Source organism: Streptomyces sp. NA04227, assembly GCF_013364195.1.
In the GTDB taxonomy this organism is placed as follows: domain Bacteria; phylum Actinomycetota; class Actinomycetes; order Streptomycetales; family Streptomycetaceae; genus Streptomyces.
The window spans coordinates 1,220,877-1,242,888 of record NZ_CP054918.1 but is presented as its reverse complement, the minus strand read 5'-3'; the positions used below and the strand labels follow the sequence as shown (position 1 = coordinate 1,242,888).

Here is a 22,012-nt window from a genome sequence, read left to right as displayed (position 1 = left end):
TCGCGGGGGCTGAGGCCCCCGCACCGGGGCCCGCGCGGGCCCGCAGGGGGAGTCCTCGCGGCACCCTCGGCGGGCCCGCGCTGTCGGTGTCCGCCAGTAGGGTGTGAATCATGGCCGACCCCTCCAGCTACCGCCCCCAGCCGGGGCAGATCCCCGACTCCCCGGGGGTCTACCGCTTCCGCGACGAGCACCGCCGGGTGATCTACGTCGGGAAGGCCAAGAGCCTGCGCCAACGGCTCGCCAGCTACTTCCAGGACCTCGCGGGCCTGCACCCGCGCACCCGCACCATGGTCACCACGGCCGCCTCCGTCGAGTGGACCGTGGTCTCCACGGAGGTCGAGGCGCTCCAGCTGGAGTACTCCTGGATCAAGGAGTACGACCCCCGCTTCAACGTCAAGTACCGCGACGACAAGAGCTATCCGTACCTCGCGGTCACCATGAACGAGGAGTTCCCGCGGGTACAGGTGATGCGAGGTCAGAAGAAGAAGGGCGTGCGCTACTTCGGGCCCTACGGCCACGCCTGGGCCATCCGCGACACCGTCGACCTGCTGCTCCGCGTCTTTCCGGTACGGACCTGCTCCGCGGGTGTCTTCAAGAACGCCGCCCGCACCGGCCGCCCCTGCCTGCTCGGCTACATCGGCAAGTGCTCAGCGCCCTGCGTCGGCCGGGTCGACCCCGTCGAACACCGGGAACTGGCCGAGGAGTTCTGCGACTTCATGGCCGGACGCACCGGCACCTACATCCGCCGCCTCGAAGCCCGGATGACCGAGGCCGCCGAGGAGATGGAGTACGAGCGCGCGGCCCGGCTGCGGGACGACATAGAAGCCCTGCGCAAGGCGATGGAGAAGAACGCCGTCGTCCTCGCCGACGCCACCGACGCGGACCTCATCGCCGTCAGCGAGGACGAACTCGAGGCCGCCGTACAGATCTTCCACGTCCGCGGCGGCCGGGTGCGCGGCCAGCGCGGCTGGGTCACCGACAAGGTGGAGGCCGTCACCACCGGCGACCTCGTCGAGCACGCCCTCCAGCAGCTCTACGGCGAGGAGCGCGGCGACGCGGTGCCCAAGGAGGTCCTCGTCCCCGCGCTGCCCGACCCCGTCGAGCCCGTGCAGGAATGGCTCACCGCCCGCCGCGGCTCACAGGTCTCCCTGCGGGTGCCGCAGCGCGGCGACAAACGCGCCCTGATGGAGACCGTCGAGCGCAACGCCCTCCAGGCGCTCGGCCTGCACAAGACCAAACGCGCCTCCGACCTCACCACCCGCTCCCGCGCCCTGGAGGAGATCGCCGAGGCACTCGGCCTGGACAGCGCGCCGCTGCGCATCGAGTGCTACGACATCTCGCATCTCCAGGGCGACGACGTGGTGGCCTCCATGGTGGTCTTCGAGGACGGCCTGGCCCGCAAGAGCGAGTACCGCCGCTTCCAGATCAAGGGACGCGTCGGCGACACCCAGGTCTGGCACGGCGAGGGCCAGGACGACGTCCGCTCCATGCACGAGGTCGTGGCCCGGCGCTTTCGCCGCTACATCGCGGAGAAGGAACGTACGGGGGAGTGGGCCGAGGAGGGCACCGGCGGCGGGGAGAACGGCGGGGCGAACGGTGTGGCGCCGGAGGAACCGCTGTCCGGCGAGATCCGCGAGGAGGACGGGCGCCCCAAGCGGTTCGCATACCCGCCGCAGCTGGTCGTCGTGGACGGCGGGCAGCCCCAGGTCGCGGCGGCGCAGAAGGCGCTCGACGAGCTGGGCATCGACGACGTCGCGGTGTGCGGCCTGGCCAAGCGCCTGGAGGAGGTGTGGCTGCCCGGCGAGAACGATCCGGTCGTCCTGCCGCGTACCAGCGAGGGCCTGTACCTTCTGCAACGGGTGCGCGACGAGGCGCACCGCTTCGCGCTCACCTATCAGCGCTCCAAGCGCGCCAAGCGCCTGCGGTCCGGACCGCTCGACGCGGTGCCCGGTCTCGGCGAGACGCGCAAACACGCGCTGATAAAGCACTTCGGCTCGGTGAAGAAGCTGCGGGCCGCGACCCTGGAGCAGATCTGCGAGGTGCCCGGTGTCGGGCGCAAGACGGCCGAGACCGTTCTCGGCACCCTCGCCCGCTCGGCCCCGGCCGCACCCGCCGTGAACACCGCAACCGGAGAGATCATGGAAAGCGAGGAGGCCGCGGAGGCGGAAGACTGGACGGCGGAACTGGAGCCCGGGACCACGGGCCCGCCGCAGCAGGTCGCCACCGCGGACACCTCACAGCGACGACGGGGGCAGGAAACATGAGCGAGCACGAGACACAGAACCCGGACCGGCAGCAGCCCGGCGAACCCGACGCCCGGGCAGCGGACGCACAGACCCCGGACACACAGACCCCGGACGCACAGACCCCGGACGCACAGACCCCGGACGCACAGACCCCGGACGCACAGACCGCGGACTCACAGACACCGGACATCGAGCAGGTGATCCCGGAGCTGGTGATCATCTCCGGCATGTCCGGGGCGGGCAGGTCCACGGCCGCGAAGTGCCTGGAGGACCTCGGCTGGTTCGTCGTGGACAACCTGCCGCCCGCCCTCATCCCGACCATGGTCGAGCTCGGCGCGCGCTCCCAGGGCAACGTCGCCCGGATCGCCGTCGTGGTCGACGTACGCGGCAGGCGCTTCTTCGACAATCTGCGGGAGTCCCTCGCCGATCTGGAGACCAAGCACGTCACCCGCCGGATCGTCTTCCTGGAGTCCTCCGACGAGGCCCTGGTGCGCCGCTTCGAGTCGGTACGCCGCCCGCACCCGCTCCAGGGTGACGGCCGCATCGTCGACGGCATCGAGGCCGAGCGGGAACTGCTGCGCGAACTGCGCGGCGACGCCGACCTGGTGATCGACACCTCCAGCCTCAACGTCCACGAACTGCGCGCCAAGCTGGACGCCCAGTTCGCGGGCGAGGAGGAACCGGAGCTGCGGGCCACCGTGATGTCCTTCGGGTACAAGTACGGCCTGCCGGTGGACGCCGACCTCGTGGTCGACTGCCGCTTCCTGCCGAACCCGCACTGGGTGCCCGAGCTGCGTCCCTTCACGGGACTCAACGAGGAGGTGTCGGGGTACGTCTTCAACCAGCCCGGCGCCAAGGAGTTCCTCAACCAGTACACCGAGCTGCTCCAGCTCATCGCGGCGGGCTACCGGCGCGAGGGCAAGCGTTACGTGACGATCGCGATCGGCTGCACCGGCGGCAAGCACCGGTCGGTCGCAATGTCGGAGAAGCTCGCCGCCAGACTTGCCGCCGAAGGGGTGGAAACCGTCGTGGTCCACCGGGACATGGGACGCGAATGACATCTGGCACCTCCCGGCTGCGCCGGATGCTCCGGGACAGCCCCACCGTGCCGCGGGCACGGTCCGCCCTCACCCGCCGGGGCGGCCGCCGCGGGGCACAGCCGAAGGTCGTCGCGCTCGGCGGCGGGATGGGGCTGTCCGCCTCGCTCGCCGCCCTGCGACGCATCACCGGCGATCTCACCGCGGTGGTCACCGTCGCCGACGACGGCGGCTCCAGCGGGCGGCTGCGCGACGAACTGGGCGTCCTGCCGCCCGGCGACCTGCGCAAGGCGCTCGCGGCGCTGTGCGGCGACGACGAATGGGGCCAGACCTGGGCGCGCGTCATCCAGCACCGCTTCCACTCCCAGGGCGAGCTGCACGACCACGCGGTCGGCAACCTGCTCATCGTGGCACTGTGGGAACAGCTGGGCGACCACGTCCAGGCGCTCGACCTGGTCGGCACCCTGCTCGGCGCACACGGACGGGTACTTCCCATGTCCGCGGTGCCGCTGGAACTCCAGGCCCTGGTCCGCGGCCACGACCCGGAGCGGCCCGAGGAGGTGGACACCGTGCGCGGGCAGGCCAATGTGGCGCTCACCCCGGGCGAGGTGCAGTCGGTCCACCTTCTCCCGCAGGACCCGCCCGCGGTACCCGAGGCGGTCGCCGCGGTGCTCGACGCGGACTGGGTGGTCCTGGGCCCCGGCTCCTGGTTCTCCTCGGTCATCCCGCACCTGCTGGTGCCCGAGCTGCTCCAGGCGCTCACCGAGACCAAGGCGCGCCGGGTGCTCTCGCTGAACCTCGCACCACAACCCGGAGAAACCGAGGGCTTCTCACCGCAGCGTCATTTGGAGGTTTTGGGGCGACACGCCCCTAAACTCGCCCTGGACGTGGTGCTGGCCGACGAGGCCGCCGTGCCCGATCGTGACGTGCTGACGCAGGCCGCCGAGCGCTTCGGCGCCGCGGTCGAACTGGCGCCGGTGGCACGGCCCGACGGGACTCCCCGGCACGACCCGGAGCTGCTGGCCGCCGCGTACGACCGTATTTTTCGGATGCATGGAAGGATCGGCCCATGGCGATGACGGCAGAGGTGAAGGACGAGATCTCCCGGCTTCCCGTCACCCGGACGTGCTGCAGAAAAGCCGAGGTCTCGGCAATCCTGCGGTTCGCCGGCGGACTCCACCTCGTCAGCGGCCGCATCGTGATCGAGGCCGAGCTCGACACCGCCATGGCGGCGCGCCGCCTCAAGCGCGACATCCTGGAGATCTTCGGCCACAGTTCCGAGCTGATCGTGATGGCCCCGGGCGGACTGCGCCGCGGCTCGCGCTACGTCGTACGGGTCGTGGCGGGCGGCGACCAGCTGGCCCGGCAGACCGGCCTTGTCGACGGCCGCGGCCGCCCCATCCGCGGGCTGCCGCCGCAGGTGGTCTCGGGGGCCACCTGTGACGCCGAGGCCGCCTGGCGCGGCGCCTTCCTCGCGCACGGCTCGCTCACCGAACCCGGCCGCTCCTCCTCGCTGGAGGTGACCTGCCCCGGCCCCGAGGCCGCGCTCGCCCTGGTCGGCGCGGCGCGCAGGCTGTCGATCGCCGCGAAGGCCCGTGAGGTACGCGGCGTGGACCGGGTCGTGGTCCGCGACGGCGACGCGATCGGCGCCCTGCTGACCCGCCTCGGCGCGCACGAGTCGGTGCTGGCCTGGGAGGAGCGCCGGATGCGGCGCGAGGTGCGGGCCACCGCCAACCGCCTCGCCAACTTCGACGACGCCAACCTGCGCCGCTCGGCCCGCGCCGCGGTGGCCGCCGGAGCCCGGGTGCAGCGCGCCCTGGAGATCCTCGGCGAGGAGGTGCCCGAGCACCTCGCGGCGGCCGGACGGCTGCGCATGGAGCACAAGCAGGCGTCCCTGGAGGAGCTGGGCGCGCTGGCCGACCCGCCGCTGACCAAGGACGCCGTCGCCGGACGTATCCGGCGGCTGCTCGCCATGGCGGACAAGCGCGCCCAGGACCTCGGAATCCCGGGCACGGAATCCAGCCTGTCCGAGGAACTCGCGGAAAATCTCGCAGGCTGAGAAAGAGAAAACCGCGTTCTCGGAAGTTCTTCGAAAGGCGGCCGAGAACGCGCCACGAGGGGCGTAGGCACTGTTGACCGGCCCGCTCGCCGATGGCCACCATGGCGGTCCTCATCCGTACTCACGGGTAGGGGCCGCCGGCCGTTTCGGGGGCGTTGTTTCGATGTCACTTACGGGGGTTGAGAGGGGTAGGGTCGGAGGCGGTCGGGGACAACCCATTCAACTCGCCGGCGTCGAAAACCGGCGTACCAACGAGGAGATCGGTTTCGTGACGATCCGCGTAGGCATCAATGGCTTCGGCCGTATCGGCCGCAACTACTTCCGGGCGCTCCTTGACCAGGGTGCGGACATCGAGATCGTGGCCGTCAACGACCTGGGTGACACCGCTACCACCGCACATTTGCTCAAGTACGACACCATCCTGGGGCGTCTGACCGAGGAGGTGTCGCACACGGCGGACAGCATCACCGTCGGCGACCACACCATCAAGGTCCTGTCCGAGCGCAACCCGGCCGACATCCCCTGGGGTGAGCTGGGCGTGGACATCGTGATCGAGTCCACCGGCATCTTCACCAGCCGCGACGACGCCGCCAAGCACCTCGCGGGCGGCGCGAAGAAGGTCCTCATCTCGGCTCCGGCCAAGAACGAGGACATCACCGTGGTGATGGGCGTCAACGAGAACCAGTACGACCCCGCCAAGCACAACGTCATCTCCAACGCCTCCTGCACCACCAACTGTGTGGCGCCGATGGCCAAGGTTCTCGACGAGAACTTCGGCATCGTCAAGGGCCTGATGACCACCGTCCACGCGTACACGAACGACCAGCGCATCCTGGACTTCCCGCACAAGGACCTGCGCCGCGCCCGGGCGGCCGCGGAGAACATCATCCCGACCACCACCGGTGCCGCGAAGGCCACCGCGCTCGTCCTTCCGCAGCTCAAGGGCAAGCTCGACGGTCTCGCGATGCGCGTCCCGGTGCCGACCGGCTCGGTCACCGACCTGGTCGTCACGCTGGAGCGCGAGGTCACCAAGGACGAGGTCAACGCCGCCTTCCAGAAGGCCGCCGAGAGCGGCGAGCTGAAGGGCCGCCTGACGTACACCGCGGACCCGATCGTCTCCTCCGACATCGTCTCCGACCCCTCGTCCTGCACCTTCGACTCCTCGCTGACCATGGCCGAGGGGAACCAGGTGAAGGTCATCGGCTGGTACGACAACGAGTGGGGCTACTCCAACCGTCTCGTCGACCTCACGGTCTTCGTGGGCGGCCGGCTCTGATCCGTTAGCCGTCACGCAAGGCAGTGCGATGTGATCGACAGGGCTCGGGCACGCTTGCCCGGGCCCTGTCGTGCGTGCGCGCCACCCGCCCCCGTATTTTTCTGTCAGAGCTAATGCAGGAGTCAGTACATGAAGACGATCGACGACCTTCTCGCCGCGGGAGTGGAGGCCCGGCGGGTCTTCGTCCGCGCCGACCTCAATGTGCCGCTCGCCGACGGGGTGATCACCGACGACGGCCGTATCCGCGCCGTGTTGCCCACGGTGAAGGCACTCGCGGACGCCGGTGCCAAGGTGGTCGTGGCCTCGCACCTCGGCCGCCCCAAGGGCGCCCCGGACCCGGCCTTCTCGCTGCTGCCCGCCGCCGAGCGGCTCGGTGAACTCCTCGGCAAGCCGGTCGCGTTCGCCCAGGACACCGTCGGCCCCGCCGCGCACGAGGCCGTGGACGGCCTTGAGCCCGGCCAGGTCGCGGTGATCGAGAACCTGCGCTTCAACCCGGGTGAGACCAGCAAGGACGATGCCGAGCGCGACGCCTTCGCCGAGCAGCTCGCCGCCCTGGCCGATGTGTACGTGGGCGACGGATTCGGCGCGGTGCACCGTAAGCACGCCTCGGTCTTCGACCTTCCGGCGAAGCTGCTGCACTACGCGGGCTATCTGATCGGCGCCGAGGTCGAGGTGCTCAGGAAGCTCACCGAGGACGTACGGCGCCCGTACGTCGTCGCGCTCGGCGGCGCCAAGGTCTCCGACAAGCTCGGGGTGATCGACCACCTTTTGGAGAAGGCCGACCGCATCCTCATCGGCGGCGGCATGGCCTACACCTTCCTCAAGGCGCAGGGCCACGAGGTCGGCAAGTCGCTGCTCCAGGAGGACCAGGTCCCGGCCTGCCTGGACTACCTGAAGCGGGCCAAGGAGCGCGGGGTGGAGTTCGTGCTCCCGGTCGACGTCCTGGTCTCGCCCGAATTCCCGGACCTGAAGACCAAGGCCCCGGTCAACCCCACCACCGTGCCGGCCGACGCCATCCCGGCCGACGAGGAGGGCATGGACATCGGCCCCGAGACGCGCAAGCTCTACGCCGAGAAGCTCGCCGACGCGGCCACCGTGTTCTGGAACGGCCCGATGGGCGTCTTCGAGCACCCCGACTTCGAGGGCGGCACCCGGGCCGTCGCGCAGGCGCTGCTCGACAGCCCTGCGTTCACCGTCGTGGGCGGCGGTGACTCGGCCGCCGCCGTGCGCCTGCTCGGTTTCGACGAGAATGCCTACGGCCACATTTCCACCGGCGGCGGCGCCAGCCTCGAGTACCTCGAGGGCAAGACGCTCCCCGGCCTCGCCGCACTTAAGGACTGAACACCTGATGAGTGAGACCCGTACGCCGCTCATGGCGGGCAACTGGAAGATGAACCTCAACCACCTCGAGGCCATCGCCCACGTCCAGAAGCTCGCCTTCGCGCTCGCGGACAAGGACTACGAGACCGTCGAGGTCGCCGTGCTCCCGCCGTTCACCGACCTGCGCTCGGTGCAGACCCTGGTCGACGGCGACAAGCTGAAGATCAAGTACGGCGCCCAGGACATCTCGGCCCAGGACTCCGGCGCCTTCACCGGCGAGATCTCCGGCCCCATGCTCACCAAGCTGAAGTGCACCTATGTGACCATCGGCCACTCGGAGCGCCGCCAGTACCACCACGAGACCGACGAGATCGTCAACGCCAAGGTCAAGGCCGCGTACAAGCACGGCCTGACCCCGATCATGTGCGTCGGCGAGGGCCTGGAGGTCCGCAAGGCGGGCAACCACGTGGAGCACACGCTCGCCCAGGTCGAGGGCGGCCTGAGGGACGTCCCGGCCGAGCAGGCCGAGTCGATCGTGATCGCCTACGAGCCGGTCTGGGCGATCGGCACCGGCGAGGTGGCGACCCCCGAGGACGCCCAGGAGGTCTGCCGCGCGATCCGTGACCAGCTGGCCAAGCTGTACTCGCCGGAACTGGCCGCGAAGGTCCGTATCCAGTACGGCGGCTCGGTGAAGGGCGCCAACGTGGCCGCGATCATGGCGCAGCCGGACGTCGACGGCGCCCTGGTGGGCGGCGCGGCCCTGGACGCGGACGAATTCGTCAAGATCGTGCGCTTCAAGGACCAGTAGGGACCAGTAGGTACCGGTAGCAAAGACCGGTGAGTATGCGCTAGCGCCGTTACGTCGTACTCTTGCGGGGCCGGAGCACGCTTCGGCCCCGCTGTCCGTACAGATCCGAGGGAATCCCCCGGAAAGGAAGTCCAGTCGTGGAATTGGGGTTCTCGATCGCCCTTATCGTTCTCAGCCTGCTGCTGATGCTGCTCGTGCTGATGCACAAGGGCAAGGGCGGCGGTCTCTCCGACATGTTCGGCGGCGGTATGCAGTCGTCGGTCGGCGGCTCCTCCGTGGCCGAGCGCAACCTCGACCGCATCACCGTCGTGGTCGGGTCGCTGTGGTTCGCCTGCATCGTCGTACTCGGTCTGCTGATGAAGATCGACTGACGCAGAGCGTGCCGAATGACCAATCGTGAGCCCCATGCCGGGTACGCGCCTTCGAGCGCGGCCTATCATGGGGCTTGCGTGTCCGCCGGGGCCATGCTCCCCTCACCGGACGAGTGTTGAGCGATACGTAGACTTCAGGCGCTGCAGCGGAGGGGGCAATTCCTTCGAGGCCCTTCACGGCTCAGCCGCTGCCGACGCAGTGCAGCACCTTCACGCAGGGAGTTACGACCGTGGCAAGTGGCAACGCGATCCGGGGAAGCCGGGTCGGGGCGGGGCCGATGGGCGAGGCCGAGCGTGGCGAGTCCGCGCCCCGGCTGCGCATCTCCTTCTGGTGCTCCAACGGGCACGAGACCAAGCCCAGCTTCGCCAGCGACGCGACCGTGCCCGACACCTGGGACTGCCCGCGCTGCGGCTTCCCGGCGGGGCAGGACGCGGACAACCCGCCGGACCCGCCGCGCACCGAGCCGTACAAGACGCACCTCGCGTATGTACGGGAGCGGCGCAGCGACGCGGACGGCGAGGCGATCCTCGCCGAAGCCCTCGCCAAGCTGCGGGGCGAGATCTGAGAACGGCCGGGTGCCCAAGCGCGCCCGGCCGCACGCGTTTTACGGGACCTGCGTCCCGGTGGCACGGCGCGCGCCCGGGCGTGCGCGCTTGTCCTTGGCGCCCTCGCGCGAAGCCTCTCGCAGCCTCGCCGCCCCGCTGTCGCGTTGTCGTCGCCCCGGTCCTCGCCTTGCCCGTACCCGCCGCCTGATCAATTAAGTTGGGAGCCGCGGGGCACAGGACGGGGACGCGCGAGGCACGCGTCGTACGTCAGGACGAGGGACAGAGAGAAGGCTGACGCCCGGATGAACGCAGCAAGCCCTTCCAGGCTCGACAGGACCGCCGAGTGGCAGGCGCTGGAGAAGCACCGGCAGGAGCTCGGCGAGGTGCGGCTGCGCGAGCTGTTCGCCGCCGGTCCGGAGCGTGCGGACACCTACACGCTCCAGGTCGGGGACCTGCACATCGACTACGCCAAGCATCTGGTCACCGACGAGACGCTGCGGCTGCTGCGCGAACTGGCCGCCGCCCGGGACGTGTTCGGGCTGCGGGACGCCATGTTCCGCGGCGAGCGGATCAACATCACGGAGAACCGGCCGGTGCTGCACACCGCGCTGCGGGCCCCGCGCGAGGCCGTGGCCGAGGTGGACGGCACCAATGTGGTGCCCGAGGTGCATGCCGTTCTGGACAAGATGAGCGCCTTCGCCGACCGGGTGCGCGCGGGGGAGTGGACCGGGCACACCGGCAAGCCCGTCCGCAATGTCGTCAACATCGGCATCGGCGGCTCCGACCTCGGCCCCGCGATGGCCTACGAGGTCCTGCGCTCCTTCACCGACCGGGAGTTGACGGTCCGTTTCGTCTCCAACGTCGACGGCGCCGATCTGCACGAGGCCGTGCGCGACCTGGACCCGGCCGAGACCCTGTTCGTCATCGCCTCCAAGACGTTCACCACCATCGAGACGCTCACCAACGCCACCTCCGCGCGGGACTGGCTGCTCACCGAGCTGCGGGCCGGACAGGACGCGGTCGCCAAGCACTTCGTGGCGCTGTCCACCAACGCCGAGAAGGTGGCCGCCTTCGGCATCGACACGGCCAATATGTTCGAGTTCTGGGAGTGGGTCGGCGGCCGCTACTCCTACGACTCCGCCATCGGGCTCTCCCTGATGATCGCGATCGGCCCGGAGCGCTTCCGGGAGATGCTCGACGGCTTCCACCTGATGGACGAGCACTTCCGCACCGCGCCGCCCGAGGCCAACGCCCCTTTGCTGATGGGCCTGTTGGGCATCTGGTACGGCAACTTCCTCGGCGCCCAGTCGCACGCCGTGCTGCCCTACTCGCACTATCTCTCGCGGTTCCCTGCCTATCTCCAGCAGCTCGACATGGAGTCCAACGGCAAGTACGTGGACCGCTCGGGCCAGGAGGTCTCCTGGCAGACCGGTCCCGTGGTCTGGGGCACCCCGGGCACCAACGGCCAGCACGCCTACTTCCAGCTGATCCACCAGGGCACCAAGCTGATCCCGGCCGACTTCATCGGCTTCGCCGCGCCGGTGCACGATCTCCAGCCCGGTCTGATCGCCCAGCACGACCTGCTGATGGCCAACTTCTTCGCACAGACCCAGGCGCTGGCCTTCGGCAAGAGCGCCGAGGAGGTCCGGGCCGAGGGTGTGAGCGAGGACCTCGTCCCGCACAAGACCTTCAAGGGCAACCACCCCACCACGACCATCCTGGCCAAGAAGCTCACGCCGTCCGTGCTCGGCCAGTTGGTGGCCCTCTACGAGCACAAGGTCTTCGTCCAGGGCGCGGTGTGGAACATCGACTCCTTCGACCAGTGGGGCGTCGAACTCGGCAAGGTGCTCGCCAAGCGCGTGGAACCCGCGCTCACCGACGGCGCGGACGTCCCCGGACTTGATGCCTCGACACAGGCGCTGGTCGCCAAGTACCGGGAGTTCAGGGGGCGTTGAGCCGCCCGTAGCGGGCGCGGCGGTGGCCCGGCGGGGACACGGCCGCGCCGGCCCGTAGCGAAATTGGGATGCGGCCCAGGGCCGGGCGGAGAAGACTGCGCGGGCAGACCACCCACGGAGGACCGTCATGGACCATGTACTCGCCGCGCTCGCGGACCCGGAACGACAGCGCCTGTACGCGAGGATCGTGCTCGGGCAACTGCCGCCCCGCGAGGTCGAGGAGGTCCGCAGGCCGCTCGCGCGGCTGGTGCAGGCCGGACTCGTACGGCGAGCGGAGGACGGTTCGCTGTACGCCGATCCCGGGGTGTTCCGCCGTCCGCCCCCGCCCGAGGCGGCGCCGGACGTGCCGCGTGCCCTGGTCGGCTTCTTCGCCGGGGGCCGGCTCACCGCCATCCCGGTCCGGCGCTCCGTCCGCCAGGAACTCCTCGTCCATCTGACCGCCAAGTACCTCGCGCCCGGCCGCACTTACACCGAGCAGGAGGTCAACGAGGCCTTCGCCGAGGTGCACGAGGACACGGCCGCGCTGCGCCGCTACTGCGTCTGCGAGGGGCTGCTCGTACGGGAGCGGGACGGAAGCCGGTACCGGCTCGCCGAGGCGAGCGACCGGTCCGCGGCCTGAGCAACTGCCCGCTCCCGCGGACCGGCTGACCCGTACCGCTGACCCGTACCGCTGACCGGTACCGACGACCGGCTGCCCCGCAGCGACTCCCACGTACGGCCCGTCCCGTCCCGGCTCAGGCCACCGCGGGCGGCAGCAGGTCCCGGGGGAGCTGCGAGGCGGCGGCCGCGTCGAGCAGCCACAGGGTGCGGGCCGTGCCGCGGGCGCCCGCCGCGGGGGCCTGGATCTCGCCCGCGCCGGAGAGGGCGATCGCCACGGCGCCCGCCTTGTCCTCGCCCGCCGCGAGCAGCCACACCTCGCGGGCGGCCCGGATCGCGGGCAGTGTCAGCGAGACACGGGTGGGCGGCGGCTTCGGCGCACCGTGCACGCCCACCACGGTGCGCTCGGTCTCGCGGACCGCGGGCAACTCCGGGAAGAGCGAGGCGACATGGGTGTCCGGACCGACGCCGAGCATCAGTACGTCGAAGGCCGGTACCCCTGCGTGGTCCTCCGGCCCGGCCGCCGCCGCGAGCTCGCGTGCGTAGGCCTCGGCCGCGGCGTCGGCATCGCCGGAGTGCACCGCCCCGCCCGCGTCGGCGGCGGGCATCGGGTGCACCCGCTTCGGGTCCAGCGGTACGGCGTCCAGGAGTGCCGCGCGGGCCTGGGTGACATTGCGGTCCGGGTCGCCCTCGGGCAGGAAGCGTTCGTCGCCCCACCACAGGTCGAGCCGGGACCAGTCCACCGCGTCCCGCGCGGGCGCCGCGGCGAGGGCGGCGAGCAGGCCGTTGCCGTTGCGGCCGCCGGTGAGCACCACCGAGGCGCTGCCGCGCGAGGACTGGGCGTCCACGATGCGGGTGATCAGGCGGGCCGCGGCGGCCTGGGCCATCAGCTCCTTGGCGCGGTGCACGACCAGCTGCGGGGCGCTCACTTGGCCGCCCGCTTCGCCGGAGCCTTCGCCTTCTTGGCGGCGGGCTTGGCCTCGGCCTCGCCCGCCGACTCCGCGGCGTCGGACCGCTCGCCGCCGGACTCCGTGCCCGCGGGCTCCGTGCCCGCGGACTCCGAGCCGGCGGACCGACTCCCGCCGGAGGCCTTCGCGGCGTCGTAGAGGTGCTCGACCCCGAAGCTGAGCGCCGCCGCGTACGTGTCGTCCGGGTCGAGGCGCCGCAGCTCCTCGGCGATCAGCTCGGCCGTCTCGCGCCGCTTGAGCGCCACCGCACGCTGCGGCTGGCCCTCGACGGACAGCGTGGCCAGCGAACCGTCCGCGCGGTCGAGGGAGATCGCCCCGCAGTCCGTGTCCATGCGTACCGCCGTCAGTCCGGGACCGGAGGACAGCGTGCGCTCCACCGGAACCCCGAGCCGTTCGGCGAGCCACATCGCGAGCAGCTCGCAGCTCGGGTTGAACTCCTCGCCCTCCACGGTGACCCCGGTGACCGTGCAGTCCACCTGGTCGAGCGCGGCCGCCAGCATGGAACGCCAGGGGGTGATCCGGGTCCAGGCCAGATCGGTGTCGCCCGGGGTGTACGCCTCGGAGCGCGAGCTGAGCTCCTCGATCGGCTGCTCGGCCGCGTAGCTGTCGGTCACCCTGCGCTGGCCGAGGCTGCCGAGCGGGTCCTTGGCGGGGTCGAGCGGGGCGTTGACCGGCCACCACACGACGACCGGGGCGTCCGGCAGCAGCAGCGGCAGCACCACGGACTGGGCGTGGCCCACGACCTCGCCGTACAGCCGCAGCACCACCGTCTCACCGGAGCGCGCGTCCGCGCCGACCCGTACCTCGGCGTCAAGACGCGAGGTCGTACGGTCGCGGGGCGAGCGCGAGATGCGGCGGATGACCATCAGGGTGCGCGAGGGGTGCTCGCGGGAGGCCTCGCCGGCCGCGCGCATCGCGTCGTAGGCGTTCTCCTCGTCGGTGACGATGACCAGGGTGAGCACCATGCCGACGGCGGGGGTGCCGATCGCGCGGCGGCCCTGCACAAGGGCTTTGTTGATCTTGCTGGCCGTGGTGTCCGTAAGGTCGATCTTCATGGCCGCCGCCAGCTCCGTCCGTCTCGTTCGAGCATGTGCTCCGCCTCGACGGGGCCCCAGGTGCCCGCCGCGTACTGCGCGGGCTTGCCGTTCTTGTCCCAGTACTGCTCGATGGGGTCGAGGATCTGCCAGGACAGCTCGACCTCCTCCGTGCGCGGGAAGAGGTTGGAGTCGCCGAGCAGGACGTCGAGGATCAGCCGCTCGTAGGCCTCCGGGCTGGACTCGGTGAAGGACTCGCCGTACGCGAAGTCCATCGACACGTCCCGCACCTCCATCGAGGTGCCCGGCACCTTCGAGCCGAAGCGCACCGTCACGCCCTCGTCCGGCTGTACCCGGATCACCAGGGCGTTCTGCCCGAGCTCCTCGGTGGCCGTGGAGTCGAAGGGGGAATGCGGGGCCCGCTGGAAGACCACGGCGATCTCGGTGACCCGGCGGCCGAGCCGCTTGCCGGTGCGCAGGTAGAACGGGACGCCCGCCCAGCGCCGGTTGTCGATGCCGAGCTTGATGGCCGCGTAGGTGTCGGTCTTCGACTTGGCGTCGATGCCCTCCTCCTGGAGGTAGCCGATCACCTTCTCGCCGCCCTGCCAGCCCGCCGAGTACTGCGCCCGCACGGTGGACTTCCCGAGGTCCTTGGGCAGCCGTACCGCGCCGAGCACCTTGGTCTTCTCCGCCGCCAGCGCCGCCGCGCCGAAGGAGGAGGGCTCCTCCATGGCGGTCAGCGCGAGGAGCTGGAGCAGGTGGTTCTGGATGACGTCACGGGCCGCGCCGATGCCGTCGTAGTAACCGGCCCGGCCGCCGATGCCGATGTCCTCGGCCATGGTGATCTGCACATGGTCGACATAGCCGCGGTTCCACAGCGGCTCGAACATCGTGTTGGCGAAGCGCAGCGCCAGGATGTTCTGGACGGTCTCCTTGCCCAGGTAGTGGTCGATCCGGAAGACCTGGTCCGGGGCGAAGACCTCGTGCACGATCGCGTTCAGCTCGCGGGCCGAGGCCAGGTCGTGCCCGAAGGGCTTCTCGATGACCGCACGCCGCCAGGAGCCGCCCTCCTGGTCGGCCAGACCGTGCTTCTTCAGCTGCTGGACGACCTTGGGGAAGAACTTCGGCGGTACCGAGAGGTAGAAGGCGTAGTTGCCGCCGGTGCCCTGGGCCCGGGTCAACTCCTCGACGGTGGACCGCAGTTGCTCGAAGGCCTCGTCGTCGTCGAAGTCGCCCTGGACGAAGCGCATGCCCTGGAGCAGCTGCTGCCAGACCTCCTCGCGGAAGGGGGTGCGCGCGTGCTCCTTGACCGCGTCGTGCACGATCTGGGCGAAGTCCTCGTCCTCCCAGTCGCGGCGGGCGAAGCCGATGAGGGCGAAGCCCGGCGGGAGGAGGCCGCGGTTGGCGAGGTCGTAAACCGCGGGCATCAGCTTTTTACGTGACAAATCGCCCGTGACCCCGAAGATCACCAGACCCGACGGCCCCGCGATACGCGGGAGCCGTCGGTCGGCGGGATCACGAAGCGGGTTGGCTTCGTGAGTCGGCAAGGTGTCAGCCCTCTTCCGGGGCGAGGCGCTTGAGTTCCGCCTCGGTCGACTTGAGCAGGTCGTTCCAGGAGGTCTCGAACTTGTCGACACCCTCGTCCTCGAGCAGCTGCACCACCTCGTCGTAGGAGATGCCCAGCTTCTCGACGGCGTCCAGATCGGCGCGGGCCTGCTCGTAGGTGCCCGCGATGGAGTTGCCACGGATCTCGCCGTGGTCGGCGGTGGCCTCCAAGGTGGCCTCCGGCATGGTGTTCACGGTGCCCGGCGCGACGAGTTCGTCGACGTACAGGGTGTCCTTGTACGCGGGGTCCTTCACACCGGTCGACGCCCACAGCGGGCGCTGGCGGTTGGCGTGCGCACGCTCCAGGGCCGTCCAGCGCTCGGAGGAGAAGACCTCCTCGTAGGCCTCGTAGGCCAGGCGCGCGTTGGCCAGCGCCGACTTGCCGCGGGCGGCCTTGGCCTCGTCGGTGCCGAGCACGTCGAGCCGCTTGTCGATCTCGGTGTCCACCCGGGACACGAAGAAGGAGGCGACCGAGTAGATCTTGGACAGGTCCAGGCCCGCGGCCTTCGCCTTCTCCAGGCCCGCCAGGTAGGCGTCCATGACCTCGCGGTAGCGCTCCAGCGAGAAGATCAGCGTGACGTTGACGCTGATGCCGAGGCCGATCACCTCGGTGATCGCGGGCAGACCGGCCTTGGTCGCCGGGATCTTGATCAGCGTGTTCGGACGGTCGACCAGCCAGGCGAGCTGCTTGGCCTCGGCGACGGTGGCCCTGGTCCGGTGCGCCAGACGCGGGTCGACCTCGATGGAGACACGGCCGTCCAGGCCGCCGCTGGCCTCGTAGACCGGGCGCAGGATGTCGGCGGCGTCGCGGACGTCCGCCGTGGTGATCATGCGGATGGCTTCCTCGACGGTGACGCCACGGGCCGCGAGGTCGGCGACCTGCGTCTGGTAGCCGTCACCGGAGGAGATCGCCTTCTGGAAGATGGACGGGTTGGTGGTGACACCCACGACGTGCTGCTGGTCGATCAGCTCGGCGAGGTTGCCGGAGGTGATCCGCCGCCGCGAGAGGTCGTCCAGCCAGATCGCGACGCCCTCCTCGGAGAGGCGCTTGAGTGCGTCGGTCATGGAATCTGCATCTCCTGCTTCGTCTGCTTGGTCACTGGGTGGGCGCCGCCCGCCGCCGGGCAGGGGGCGGGCGGCGCCTCGGAGTGCTCGTGCGCCGGGGCGCCGCGCGGTCCGCGGTCCTCGGGCCCCTCTCGGGTCAGCGCTGTGCGGCCTCGAGGGATTCCCGGGCGGCCGCGGCCACGGCTTCGGCGGTGAAGCCGTACTCCTTGAAGAGCACCTTGCCGTCCGCCGAGGCACCGAAGTGCTCCAGCGAGACGATGCGGCCCGCGTCGCCGACGTAGCGGTGCCAGGTCAGACCCACGCCCGCCTCGACGGCCACGCGCGCCCCCACGGCGGGCGGGAGCACCGAGTCGCGGTACGTCTGGTCCTGCTCCTCGAACCACTCCACGCACGGCATGGACACCACACGCGTCGGAATACCCGCCGCCTGGAGTTCCTCGCGCGCGCCGACGGCGAGCTGCACCTCGGAGCCGGTACCGATCAGGACGACCTGCGGCTCGCCGCCCTCGGCCTCCTGAAGGACGTAACCGCCCTTGGCCGTGGCCTCGTTGGGCTCGTACGTCGGCACACCCTGGCGGGTGAGCACGATGCCGTGCGGGGTGCCCTTGCCGTACACCTTCGAGTAGCGCCGCAGGATCTCGCGCCAGGCGATCGCGGTCTCGTTGGCGTCCGCCGGGCGCACCACGTTCAGGCCAGGGATGGCGCGCAGCGTGGCCAGGTGCTCCACCGGCTGGTGGGTCGGGCCGTCCTCGCCGAGACCGACGGAGTCGTGGGTCCAGACGTAGGTGACCGGCGCATGCATCAGCGCGGAAAGGCGCACCGCGTTGCGCATGTAGTCGGAGAACACCAGGAAGGTGCCGCCGTAGATACGGGTGTTGCCGTGCAGCGCGATGCCGTTCATGGCCGCGGCCATGGCGTGCTCGCGGATGCCGTAGTGGATCGTGCGGCCGTACGGGTCGGCGCCCGGCAGCGGGTTGCCCACCGGCAGGAACGACGAGGTCTTGTCGATCGTCGTGTTGTTGGAGCCCGCCAGGTCGGCGCTGCCGCCCCACAGCTCCGGCAGGACCGGGCCGAGGGCCTGGAGCACCTTGCCGGAGGCGGCGCGGGTGGCCAGGGAGTGGCCGGCCTCGAAGAGGGGCAGGTGCTTCTCCCAGCCCACGGGCAGCTCACCGGCGGCGATACGGTCGAAGAGCTCCGCACGCTCGGGGCTCGCCGTACGCCAGGAGGCGAGCGACTTCTCCCACTCGCCGCGCGCCTCACGGCCCCGGTCGAGCAGGCCGCGGGTGTGCGCGAGCACCTCGTCGGTGACCTCGAAGGACTTCTCCGGGTCGAAGCCGAGGACACGCTTGGTCGCGGCGACCTCGTCGGCGCCGAGCGCGGAGCCGTGCGCCGCCTCGGTGTTCTGGGCGTTGGGCGCGGGCCAGGCGATGATCGAGCGCATCGCGATGAACGACGGACGGTCGGTCTCCGCCTTCGCCGCCTGGAGTGCGTGGAACAGCGCCTCGGGGTCCAGGTCGCCGTTGGCCTGGGGCTCCACGCGCTGGACGTGCCAGCCGTAGGCCTCGTAGCGCGCGACGGTGTCCTCCGAGACGGCGGTCTCGGTGTCACCCTCGATCGAAATGTGATTGTCGTCCCACAGCAATACAAGGTTGCCGAGCTTCTGGTGCCCGGCCAGCGAGGACGCCTCCGCGGAGATGCCCTCCTGGAGGCAGCCGTCGCCCGCGATCGCGTACACGAAGTGGTCGAACGGGGAGGTGCCCGGGGCCGCCTCGGGGTCGAACAGGCCGCGCTCGTAGCGCGCCGCCATGGCCATGCCGACGGCGTTGGCCACGCCCTGGCCGAGCGGTCCCGTGGTGGTCTCGACGCCCGCGGTGTGCCCGTACTCCGGGTGGCCCGGAGTCTTGGAGCCCCAGGTGCGGAACGCCTCGATGTCCTCCAGCTCCAGCCCGAAACCACCCAGGAAGAGCTGGAGGTACAGGGTCAGGGAGGAGTGCCCGGCGGAGAGGACGAACCGGTCGCGGCCCGTCCAGTCGGTGTCGGCCGGGTCGTGGCGCATGACCTTCTGGAAAAGGGTGTACGCGGCCGGAGCCAGGCTCATCGCCGTACCGGGATGACCGTTGCCCACCTTCTGTACCGCGTCCGCTGCCAGAACACGAGCGGTGTCAACGGCACGCTGATCCGCTTCGGTCCACTCGAGGTCTGTGGTGATCGGCTTGATGCTCACCCTGAGTCAGGGCTCCTCTCCACATGTCGAATGCCGGCGTTCTTGATCTCACCGGCCGTTGCCGAGCCTACCGCCCGTACGAGCACTCTTTCGGCTCGTAAAAACCAGAGTGCCGAGCCCGGCTGTCCTCCGCCTCCCGGCAGGCGTCCGGGCGCTTTCGGGACGGTGATCGACAGATGACAAGGCACCCGCTCGGACGAGGGCTCGTCCGTGCCCGGCCGGGCACATTCGCGCGCGTGTCCCCGGTCGGCCCGGCCGGGGCGCCGAGGCCGCGGACACGACGGACCCCGGCTCGGGGCGAGGTCTGGGCAGCGTCTAGAGTGGCGTGGTACGCGCGGGCCTTCACCGGTACTTCATGTGGGAAGGGCTCGCTTTGATTTGTCTCTGTCAGGGGTGTGCGTGACGGCCGTTGAATCCCGTCCTGGGGGCACCGTCCATGCCGTAGAGGCCATGGAGGGGAGCGCGGGCACCGCCCACGCCGGACGGACCGTGGAGGAGCCCGGCGCGAGCGCGACACCGGGCCGCCGTTCGGCCGGTGCCCGGGTCCTGGCGTTTGTGGCGCTGACCAAGCCGCGGATCATCGAGCTGCTGCTGATCACCACCGTGCCGGTGATGTTCCTCGCCGAACAGGGCGTGCCGGACCTCTGGCTGGTGCTGATCACCTGTGTCGGCGGTTATCTCTCGGCCGGTGGCGCCAACGCGCTCAATATGTACATCGACCGCGACATCGACGCGCTGATGGACCGCACGTCGCAGCGCCCGCTGGTCACCGGCATGGTCTCGCCGCCCGAGGCCCTGGTCTTCGGCCTGACTCTCGCGGTCGGCTCCACTCTGTGGTTCGGACTGCTCGTCAACTGGCTGTCGGCCTGGCTGTCGCTCGGCGCGCTGCTGTTCTATGTCGTCGTCTACACGATGATCCTCAAGCGCCGCACCTCGCAGAACATCGTCTGGGGCGGCATCGCGGGCTGTATGCCGGTCCTGATCGGCTGGTCCGCGGTCACCAACTCGATGTCCTGGGCGCCGGTCGTCCTCTTCCTCGTCATGTTCTTCTGGACGCCGCCGCACTACTGGCCGCTGTCCATGAAGGTCAAGGAGGACTACGCCCGCGTCGGGGTGCCGATGCTGCCGGTGGTCGCCTCCAACAAGGTCGTCGCCAAGCAGATCGTCCTCTACAGCTGGGTGATGGTCGCCGTCTCCCTGCTGCTGACCCCGCTCGGCTACACGGGCTGGTTCTACACGACGGTCGCGCTCGCCACCGGCGGCTGGTGGCTCTGGGAGGCGCACTCGCTCCAGAACCGCGCCAAGAGCGGCGCGACCGGGGCGAAGCTCAAGGAGATGCGACTGTTCCACTGGTCCATCACCTACGTCTCGCTGCTCTTCGTGGCCGTGGCGGTCGACCCCTTCCTGCGCTGAAACCGGCGCCTCGCGCGCCGGTTTCCGGGCCGCTTCCCGGTCGCGTCCCGATCGCCCGATTTCGGTGCGCCGGTTCGCCTCGTACGTGGCCGAGACCACGTACTGGGCCCGTCGCCGCTTGATCTACGCGCCGGTAGCATCCAGGTATGGCAGAAACGCAGCAGGCTGACGACACCAAGCAGGCGGCACGGGCCGAGCGCCGTGCGGCCAAGCTCGCCAAGGAGATCGGTTCCTTCGCCAAGGAACACGGCGGTGCCGAGGGGCAGATCGCCTACATCGGCGAGCGCGGTGCGCGGATCGCGCTCGTGGGCCAGGACGGCGAGTGGGGCAACCTCGTGGCACCGTCGGTCGCCATCGCCGAAGAGGCCGTGAAGAAGGCGGGCATCGAGACCCACGAGGAGTTCGACGGGGACTTCGCCGCCAAGGTGAAGACCGGCCGTTACGAGTGGACCCGCATGGCCGGTATCCAGATCGGCGGCCCCAAGAACACCTGAGGCTCCGGCGGCCAACTCGCCCCGAACGCCCCGCGGTCGGGCACCTGATCGGTGCGTGTGCGACGCGCGGCGCCCTCGGGCCGGGGGCTGCACAGGGAACCCGCGAAGCCGGGCACGTTTACGCCGTGCCCGGCTTTTTCCGGCCCTTCTGCCCTGCCGTGGGCATGACCGGCGCGCGGCCTGGAGCCAATCCGGTGCAACCGGAAGACTGTACGTATGCCGGATGAGCGTACGTCTGCCCTGCTCGACCACTTCGTGACCGCACTGCGCACCGAACTCGCCCCGACCGCCGTCTGGGCTCACGGCTCGCTGGCGGGCGGCGACTACCAGGAGGGCCGCAGCGACCTCGACCTGATCGCGGTCCTGGACGGTGCGGACAGCCGTGCCACGCGGCGCCGCCTCGAGCGCCTGCACCAGGACCTGCGCGCCGAGCATCCGCTCGCGGACCATCTGCACTGCGGCTATCTGGATCCGGACCACCTCGACGACTCCGCGCGCTCCCACACGATCTGGGCCTACAACGAGCTCTTCGAGCGCCCCGTCAGCCCGGTCACCCGCCGCGAACTGCACGCCTTCGGCCGGGTGTTCCTCGGCGCGGGCCCGGTGGACGTACTGCCCCCGGTGACCACGCGGGAGTTGAACACCTACGTCGTCGGCGACCAGCGCGACTACTGGCGGCCCCGACTCGACACCGACAAGCTGTGGCAGCAGGACCTCTGGGTGGACCTCGGCCTGCTGACGCACGCACGGGCGCGGGTGACGCTGGAGGAGGGGCGGCTGATCACCAAGTACGAGGCGCTGGACGCACTGCTGTCGGCGGGCGCCCCCGAGGAACTGGTGGTCGACGTCCGGGCCCGCAGGTACGGCCAGAGCGTCCGGCGCGACGAGGACTGGCAGCGCGAACGGGCCGAGCTGACACGGGACTTCCTGGCGTCGGCGATCGACGCGCTGGTGGCGCGGTACGGGTGAGAGGGGGCTGGGCGGAGCGCGGTTC

19 protein-coding genes are annotated in these 22,012 nt (G+C 70.4%); 14 read left to right on the top strand and 5 right to left on the bottom strand.

The window, feature by feature from the left end; genetic code table 11:
* Positions 1-110 precede the first annotated feature (110 nt).
* The 11 genes from uvrC (at position 111) to HUT18_RS05045 (ending at position 12,237) form a co-directional block, all read left to right on the top strand.
* Positions 111-2,264, top strand: coding sequence for an excinuclease ABC subunit UvrC (gene uvrC / locus HUT18_RS05095; RefSeq protein ID WP_176098189.1), 2,154 nt, complete (start codon positions 111-113; stop codon positions 2,262-2,264).
* On the top strand, positions 2,261-3,304 hold the full coding sequence (rapZ, locus tag HUT18_RS05090) for an RNase adapter RapZ (protein WP_254878428.1): 1,044 nt from the start codon (positions 2,261-2,263) through the stop codon (positions 3,302-3,304). Before uvrC ends, rapZ begins: the two co-directional genes overlap by 4 nt.
* Positions 3,301-4,362, top strand: coding sequence for a uridine diphosphate-N-acetylglucosamine-binding protein YvcK (yvcK, locus tag HUT18_RS05085; protein WP_176098188.1), 1,062 nt, complete (start codon positions 3,301-3,303; stop codon positions 4,360-4,362). Before rapZ ends, yvcK begins: the two co-directional genes overlap by 4 nt.
* Complete coding sequence (gene whiA / locus HUT18_RS05080) at positions 4,353-5,342, top strand: DNA-binding protein WhiA (protein WP_176098187.1); 990 nt, start codon at positions 4,353-4,355, stop codon at positions 5,340-5,342. Before yvcK ends, whiA begins: the two co-directional genes overlap by 10 nt.
* Positions 5,343-5,610: 268 nt before the next feature.
* Complete coding sequence (gap, locus tag HUT18_RS05075) at positions 5,611-6,618, top strand: type I glyceraldehyde-3-phosphate dehydrogenase (RefSeq protein ID WP_176098185.1); 1,008 nt, start codon at positions 5,611-5,613, stop codon at positions 6,616-6,618.
* A gap of 129 nt (positions 6,619-6,747) precedes the next feature.
* A complete protein-coding gene (pgk, locus tag HUT18_RS05070; protein ID WP_176098183.1) occupies positions 6,748-7,959 on the top strand; it encodes a phosphoglycerate kinase in 1,212 nt (403 codons plus the stop codon).
* Between the two features lie 7 nt (positions 7,960-7,966).
* Positions 7,967-8,746: a triose-phosphate isomerase gene (tpiA, locus tag HUT18_RS05065; protein WP_176098181.1), complete on the top strand. Its 780-nt coding sequence runs from the start codon at positions 7,967-7,969 to the stop codon at positions 8,744-8,746.
* A 143-nt stretch (positions 8,747-8,889) separates the two neighbouring features.
* Positions 8,890-9,117 (top strand): preprotein translocase subunit SecG, encoded by a 228-nt coding sequence (gene secG, locus HUT18_RS05060; protein WP_176104298.1) that lies wholly within the window; start codon positions 8,890-8,892, stop codon positions 9,115-9,117.
* Positions 9,118-9,347: 230 nt separating this feature from the next.
* Positions 9,348-9,683, top strand: coding sequence for an RNA polymerase-binding protein RbpA (locus HUT18_RS05055; protein WP_176098179.1), 336 nt, complete (start codon positions 9,348-9,350; stop codon positions 9,681-9,683).
* Between the two features lie 282 nt (positions 9,684-9,965).
* Entirely contained in the window at positions 9,966-11,618 is a 1,653-nt protein-coding gene (gene pgi / locus HUT18_RS05050) for a glucose-6-phosphate isomerase (RefSeq protein ID WP_176098177.1), read from the top strand.
* Between the two features lie 127 nt (positions 11,619-11,745).
* Complete coding sequence (locus HUT18_RS05045) at positions 11,746-12,237, top strand: DUF2087 domain-containing protein (RefSeq protein WP_176098176.1); 492 nt, start codon at positions 11,746-11,748, stop codon at positions 12,235-12,237.
* A gap of 115 nt (positions 12,238-12,352) precedes the next feature.
* Here the strand turns inward: HUT18_RS05045 and pgl are convergent, their stop codons facing one another.
* The 5 genes from pgl to tkt all read right to left on the bottom strand — a co-directional run bounded on the left by pgl (position 12,353) and on the right by tkt (position 19,111).
* Complete coding sequence (gene pgl / locus HUT18_RS05040; RefSeq protein WP_176098174.1) at positions 12,353-13,144, bottom strand: 6-phosphogluconolactonase; 792 nt, start codon at positions 13,142-13,144, stop codon at positions 12,353-12,355.
* Entirely contained in the window at positions 13,141-14,238 is a 1,098-nt protein-coding gene (gene opcA, locus HUT18_RS05035) for a glucose-6-phosphate dehydrogenase assembly protein OpcA (RefSeq protein WP_176098173.1), read from the bottom strand. The genes pgl and opcA overlap by 4 nt, the downstream gene beginning before the upstream one ends.
* The gene (gene zwf / locus HUT18_RS05030; RefSeq protein WP_176098172.1) at positions 14,235-15,764 is read right to left on the bottom strand and encodes a glucose-6-phosphate dehydrogenase; all 1,530 of its coding nucleotides are present in this window, start codon (positions 15,762-15,764) and stop codon (positions 14,235-14,237) included. Before zwf ends, opcA begins: the two co-directional genes overlap by 4 nt.
* 4 nt (positions 15,765-15,768) lie before the next feature.
* Positions 15,769-16,887: a transaldolase gene (tal, locus tag HUT18_RS05025; RefSeq protein ID WP_176098171.1), complete on the bottom strand. Its 1,119-nt coding sequence runs from the start codon at positions 16,885-16,887 to the stop codon at positions 15,769-15,771.
* A gap of 136 nt (positions 16,888-17,023) precedes the next feature.
* Positions 17,024-19,111: a transketolase gene (gene tkt, locus HUT18_RS05020; RefSeq protein ID WP_176098170.1), complete on the bottom strand. Its 2,088-nt coding sequence runs from the start codon at positions 19,109-19,111 to the stop codon at positions 17,024-17,026.
* Between the two features lie 393 nt (positions 19,112-19,504).
* Here tkt and HUT18_RS05015 point away from each other — a divergent pair, with 393 nt between their 5' ends.
* The 3 genes from HUT18_RS05015 (at position 19,505) to HUT18_RS05005 (ending at position 21,987) form a co-directional block, all read left to right on the top strand.
* Positions 19,505-20,524, top strand: a complete 1,020-nt coding sequence (locus HUT18_RS05015; protein ID WP_176104297.1) for a heme o synthase — start codon at positions 19,505-19,507, stop codon at positions 20,522-20,524.
* 146 nt (positions 20,525-20,670) lie between these two features.
* A complete protein-coding gene (locus tag HUT18_RS05010; RefSeq protein WP_176098169.1) occupies positions 20,671-21,018 on the top strand; it encodes a hypothetical protein in 348 nt (115 codons plus the stop codon).
* A gap of 216 nt (positions 21,019-21,234) precedes the next feature.
* Positions 21,235-21,987 carry a nucleotidyltransferase domain-containing protein gene (locus HUT18_RS05005; protein ID WP_176098168.1) on the top strand — a complete coding sequence of 251 codons (753 nt, stop codon included), beginning with the start codon at positions 21,235-21,237 and terminating at the stop codon, positions 21,985-21,987.
* Positions 21,988-22,012: the final 25 nt, after the last annotated feature.